This window comes from Pseudonocardia sp. SID8383, assembly GCF_009864975.1.
In the GTDB taxonomy this organism is placed as follows: Bacteria; Actinomycetota; Actinomycetes; order Mycobacteriales; family Pseudonocardiaceae; genus Pseudonocardia; species Pseudonocardia alni.
Window position 1 is genome coordinate 1 of the sequence record NZ_WWFY01001152.1, and the last position, 5,263, is coordinate 5,263.

The following is a 5,263-nucleotide window of genomic DNA, read 5'->3' on the forward strand; positions in this document are numbered from 1 at the left end:
CCCGGGCGGTCCGGTGCCGTCGACCGCGACCGTGCACGGTCGCGGCGAGCTCGTCGAGGACCGGCCCGACCCGACGCACCGGGTCCAGGACCCGGCCCGGGTGCTGCGGGAGGTGCCCGACCCGACCGGCCCGGCGCGTCCGCAGCTCCCGCGGGGCGACGCCGAGCAGCTCGGCGGGCCCGATCCGTACCGACCCGTCGAGCGCCACCCCGGTGGCGGCCTCGCCGAGTACCGCCAGCCCGAGCGTCGACTTCCCCGCCCCGGACGGCCCGACGACGGCGAGCACCGCACCCGGCGCGAGGTCGAGGTCGACGCCGTCGAGGAGCACCGTCCCGTCGACGGTGCGTGCGGTCAGCCCGCGGACCGACAGCGCGCTCACACGACCGCCCCCGTCCGGTCCGCGAGCCGGTCCACCAGCACGTTCGTCCCCGCGGCGAGCGCCACGAGCAGACCCGCCGGCACCAGCAGCGCGTACGGGGCGAGGAACAGCGACGCCGCGTTCTGCTCGATCACCACCGCCCAGTCGACGGTGTCCGGTGGCAGCCCGACCCCGAGGAAGCTCGCGCCGGTCAGCACGGTCAGCACGAGCACGCCGCGGGTCCCGGCGTCGACGAGCACCGGCCCGGCGACGAACCGCCCGGTCTCGGCGAGATGGATCCGCCACCACCGCTCGCCGTTCTGCGTCATCGTCTCCAGCGCCACCCGCCGCGCGGGGGCCCCGGCGGCCCCCCGGACCACCCGGACGACCGCGGGCAGCTGCAGCAGCGCGGTGGCGACCAGCAGCCAGCCGACACCGCGCCGTCCGGTGCCGGCGAGCACCAGCAGCACCAGCAACGACGGCAGGACCAGCAGTACGTCCAGCGTCCGCTGGGTGAGCAGCACCGCCCACCGGCGCCCGGACGCGGCGAGCACCAGCCCCAGCGGGACCCCGGCCGCGTAGGCCAGCACCAGCGTGCCGACGACGAGCGTGACGACGGTGGTGCCACCGGTGAGCGCGAGCGTCAGCACGTCGCGGCCCAGCGCGTCGGTGCCCAGCGGGTGCCCCGGCCCGGGCGGGAGCAGCGCGCCGGACCCGCCCGGGACCGGGAGCAGCGGCGCGAGGACGGGCCCGGCCACGGCGCACAGCAGCGGCACCCCGGCGAGCAGCGCGGCGACCGCGGTCGTCACCGGCACCCGGCTCACGGCTCGTCCTCCCGTACCGGGCTCAGCCGTGCGGTCGCCGCGTCGGCCACCAGGTTGACCGTGATGGTGACGAGGGCGGCGAGCAGCGCGTAGCCCTGGATCAGCGGGATGTCGCGGTTCTGCACCGCGTCGACCACCCCGGCCCCCACCCCGGGCAACGCGAACAGCGCCTCGACGACGACGACCCCGCCGAGCGTGCCCTCGACGATCCGGGCGAGCTGCTGCACCGACGGCGCGAGCCCGCCGGGGAGCACGTGGCGCAGCAGCACGTCGCGCTCGGGCAGGCCGAGCCGGCGCAGGTGGGTGACGTGCGGTGCCCGATCGGTCTGCAGCACGCCCTGGCGGATCTGGCGTGACAGCCACCCCAGCTGCGCCGCGACCAGCACGACGACCGGCAGCACCAGCACCGCCGGGCTGAGCAGGGACCCGCCGCCCCCGGTCGCGGGGAGCCAGCCGAGCTGCAGCGAGAAGAGCCCGACCAGCAGCAGCCCGGTCGCGAACTGCGGGGCGGCCTGCAGCGCCGACACCGTCGCCGTGGAGACCCGGTCCACGACGCTGCCCGGCCTGCGTCCCGCCGCGGTGCCGACGGCGACCCCCAGCGGGACCATGACGGCGAGCCCCAGCGCGGCGAGCAGCACGGTGCTCCCGAGCCGGTCCGCCACCTCGTCGACGACGGGCCGCCCGGTCACCAGCGAGGTCTTCAGGTCGCCCGTGACGAGCCCGCCGAGCCAGTCGCCGAGCCGCTCCGCGGCCGGGAGGCCGGTACCCAGCTCGGTGCGCAGCCGTTCCACCTGCTCGTCGGTCGCGTCGGGCCCCAGGACGACCTCGGCCGCGTCGCCGGGCAGCAGCGTCGTCAGCGCGAAGATCGCCACGACGGCGGCGAGCAGCTGGGCGGCCGCGACCGCCACCCGTCCGGCGGGGGACCGTCCGCCCCGGGCGTCGACGACGGGCGGGGCCGCGCCGGTGCTCATCCGGCGGCGGCCTTGTCGAAGCGGCCCCACAGGTGGCTGTTGGGCTTGGCGGCCTCGATCCCGGTGACCCCCGCGGCGACACCGACGTTCCAGTCCGACAGCGCCCACACCAGTGCCCCCGACTCGTCGCGCAGCAGGGTCTGGATCCGGGTGAGGTCCGCCCCGCGGGCGCTCTCGTCGGGGTTCGCGACGGCCTCGGCGTAGAGCCGGTCGACCTCGGCGCTCCGGTAGCCGGTGTAGTTCGAGTTGTCGGCGGACGACAGCCGGCGACGCCCGATGAAGTCGGGGATCGGCAGCGCCCCGGTGCGAGTGAACGACGCGACCCCGGAGGTGCGGACGGTGGTGAAGTAGGTCGGGGCGTCGAGCACCCGCGGGGTCGGGGCCAGGCCGATCTCGCGCAGCTGCTCGGCGACGAGTGTGGCCGCGGGCTGGAAGTTCGGGTCGCTGCCCGAGGTCTGCAGCTCGAACGCCAGCCCCTCGGCCCCGGCCTCGCGCAGCAGTGCCCGGGCGCGCCCGACGTCGCGCGGGGCCGCCGTCGCACCGGCCGGGTAGTACTCCAGGTCCGGCCCGCCGAACAGGTCGGCGCCGACCTGCCCGGTGTCGAGCAGGACCACCCGGACCAGCGCCTCGCGGTCGATGCCGAGCCGCACGGCCTCCCGCACCCGTGGGTCGGCGAACGGTGGCCGGTCAACACGCAGGTTGAGGAACTGGGTGGTCGACTGCGGTGCGGTGAGCAGGGTGGCCCGCCCGCCCTGGGCCTCCACCTGGCGGGCACTCGCCGGACGCAGGTCGTGGGCGTAGGCGACCTGGCCGGACAGCAGCGCCCCGAGACGGGCCTGCTCCTCGTCGATGGGGGTGAGCTCCAGCCCCGGGGCGGGCGGGGCGCCGTCCCAGTAGGCGTCGTTGCGGGTGTAGACGGTGGGGCCGCCGGGGGTGAAGGACACGAACCGGAACGGCCCGGTCCCGACCGGTGTGGCGAACCCGGTGGTGCCCGCCGCGACGATCTCGCTGCCGGGCGCGCCCAGCCAGAGCGGGAAGGTGAAGTCCGGCGCGGTGAGGACGACCTCGACCTCGCGCGGTCCGGCGGCCCGGCTCGCGGTGAGGTCGACCCGGGTGAACAGCGACGCGGCCGAGGCGGTCGTGGCGGGGTCGGCGATGCGCCGGAAGGTGAACAGGACGTCGTCGGCGGTCAGCGGGCGGCCGTCGTGCCAGCGGGTGTCACGCAGCCGGATCCGCCAGCGCGTGCCGGCGGCGTCCGGCTCGACGGACTCGGCCAGCCGGGGCTCGGCGGTCATGTCCTGCGACCACCCGGTGAGCGTGTCGAAGGTGGCCCTGGCCCGGACCTGGTCGACGAACTGCGGGACGACGTGCGGGTCGAGCGACTCGCGGGAGCCGCCGCCGGGGAAGGCGGCGCGCAGCCGCTCGGAACCCCCGCCGGTGCCGCCGCCGCAGGCGGCGAGGGCGGGGACCGCGGCGAGCGCGGCGGCGCCGCCCAGGAAGGTGCGTCGGGTCAGCTCCACGGGTGCTCCTCAGGCGGTGGTGGCGGTGCTGGTCGTGACGGCGCGCGGTTCGAGCCTGCCGGTGCGCTGCATCCAGGCGATGACAGCGGCGCCGACGAGCCCGATCGCGAGCAGGACGGCGAACGGGATCCAGCGGCCGGCGCCGTCGGGATGGCGGTCGAGCAGGTTCCCGACGGCGGTGTTGCTCACCGCCACGACGGCGGCGGAGACGAGGTAGTACCAGCCGTAGTAGGTGCCGGCGAGCTGCTCGCTGCCGACCCGGGGCAGCAGCGCGAGCGAGAACGGGTTGGTCATCGCCATGCCGACGGTGAACACGACCGTGCCCGCGAGGACCGGTGTGACCGCGAGCAGCCCGGCCGCGGTCCACTCCCCGGCGGGCGCGGTCGGCACGAACGGCGCCGCGACACCCAGCGGGACGAACCCGGCGCCCATCAGCACGAGCCCGGCGGCCATCGTGCGCCCGTCGGTCCAGCGGGCGCGGCACCACGCGGTGATGCGGACCTGGCCGAGGATGCCGACGAGGGTCGACACGACGAACACCGCGCTGACCGCACCGGCGACGCCGGACACGCGCTGCGCCTCGACCGGCAGCACCAGGTACAGCTGGTTGAACAGGGCGAAGTAGCCGGCCCCGCCGAGCGCGAACAGCAGGAACCGGCCGTTGCCGACGACCTCGCCCCAGCTGCCGAGCAGCCCACGGTCCTGCGGCGGCGCCGGACGGGCGGGCAGGACGAACAGCTGCGCGACGGTCAGGACCGTGAACACGGCGCACGCCACGGCTGCGACGAGGCGGAAGTCCACCGCGAGCAGCGCGGCGCCGAGCAGCGGCCCGAGCAGGGCCCCCGCATGGCCGAACACGTTGAACACGGAGAAGACCTCGGCGCGGCGATCGCCGGCCTCGGCCATCAGGTAGGCGCGCACCGCGGGGTTGAACAGCGCCCCGGCCAGCCCGGTCAGCACCGCGGCGGCGATCAGGCCGGGCAGGGAGTCGGCGACGACGAACAGCCCGAACGCCACGATCCGCAGCGCGCACCCGACGATGATCACCGGACGGCAGCCGATCCGGTCCGCCGCCGAGCCGCCGACCAGGAACATCCCCTGCTGCGACAGGTTGCGCAGGGCGAGGACGAGTCCGATCGTCGCCGCCGCGTAGCCCAGGCTCCCCATGTGGGTGGCCAGGAACGGCAGCACGAGGTAGAAGCCCAGGTTGATGCCGAACTGGTTCACCACGAGCATCCGGCTCGGCGCGGTCAGTTCGCCGAAGGAGCGCAGCACGACGTCCCCCCGTCGGTTGATCACCTGAACGGGATCACATACGTCCCTGCGGACACAAGTGCCACTGATGCGCACCTGCCGATCAGATGCAGCGCGGTCAGCCGAGGCGGGCGCGGTGGAACCGGGCCCAGGTCCCGGTGTCCGGGCGGGCCGGTCCGACGCCGGACAGGTCCGCGGTGACGCCGACGTGCTCGTCCCCGACCGACCAGGCGGTGGCGTCGGTGCGCAGCAGGAGCTGGGCGCGGCGCAGGGCGTCGGTCCGGCGGGCCTCGTCCGGTGCCCGGGCGGCGACGGCGAGCAGCGCCCGCACGTCGG

General features: G+C 76.0%; 5 protein-coding genes and 1 pseudogene. All 6 read right to left on the bottom strand.

Annotated elements, in window-relative coordinates; genetic code table 11:
* A partial coding sequence (locus GTW08_RS28060; protein ID WP_161152745.1) for an ATP-binding cassette domain-containing protein occupies positions 1 to 379 on the bottom strand: 379 nt, incomplete at its 3' end.
* On the bottom strand, positions 376 to 1,182 hold the full coding sequence (locus GTW08_RS28065; protein WP_304580158.1) for an ABC transporter permease subunit: 807 nt from the start codon (positions 1,180 to 1,182) through the stop codon (positions 376 to 378). The genes GTW08_RS28060 and GTW08_RS28065, both read right to left, overlap by 4 nt.
* Positions 1,179 to 2,153, bottom strand: a complete 975-nt coding sequence (locus tag GTW08_RS28070) for an ABC transporter permease (protein WP_073576626.1) — start codon at positions 2,151 to 2,153, stop codon at positions 1,179 to 1,181. Before GTW08_RS28070 ends, GTW08_RS28065 begins: the two co-directional genes overlap by 4 nt.
* Positions 2,150 to 3,673, bottom strand: coding sequence for an ABC transporter substrate-binding protein (locus GTW08_RS28075; RefSeq protein ID WP_073576625.1), 1,524 nt, complete (start codon positions 3,671 to 3,673; stop codon positions 2,150 to 2,152). The genes GTW08_RS28070 and GTW08_RS28075 overlap by 4 nt, the downstream gene beginning before the upstream one ends.
* A 9-nt stretch (positions 3,674 to 3,682) precedes the next feature.
* Complete coding sequence (locus GTW08_RS28080) at positions 3,683 to 4,972, bottom strand: MFS transporter (protein WP_217266913.1); 1,290 nt, start codon at positions 4,970 to 4,972, stop codon at positions 3,683 to 3,685.
* A 73-nt stretch (positions 4,973 to 5,045) separates the two neighbouring features.
* Positions 5,046 to 5,263 (bottom strand): annotated as a pseudogene (locus GTW08_RS28085) (ABC transporter substrate-binding protein); the annotation flags it as partial.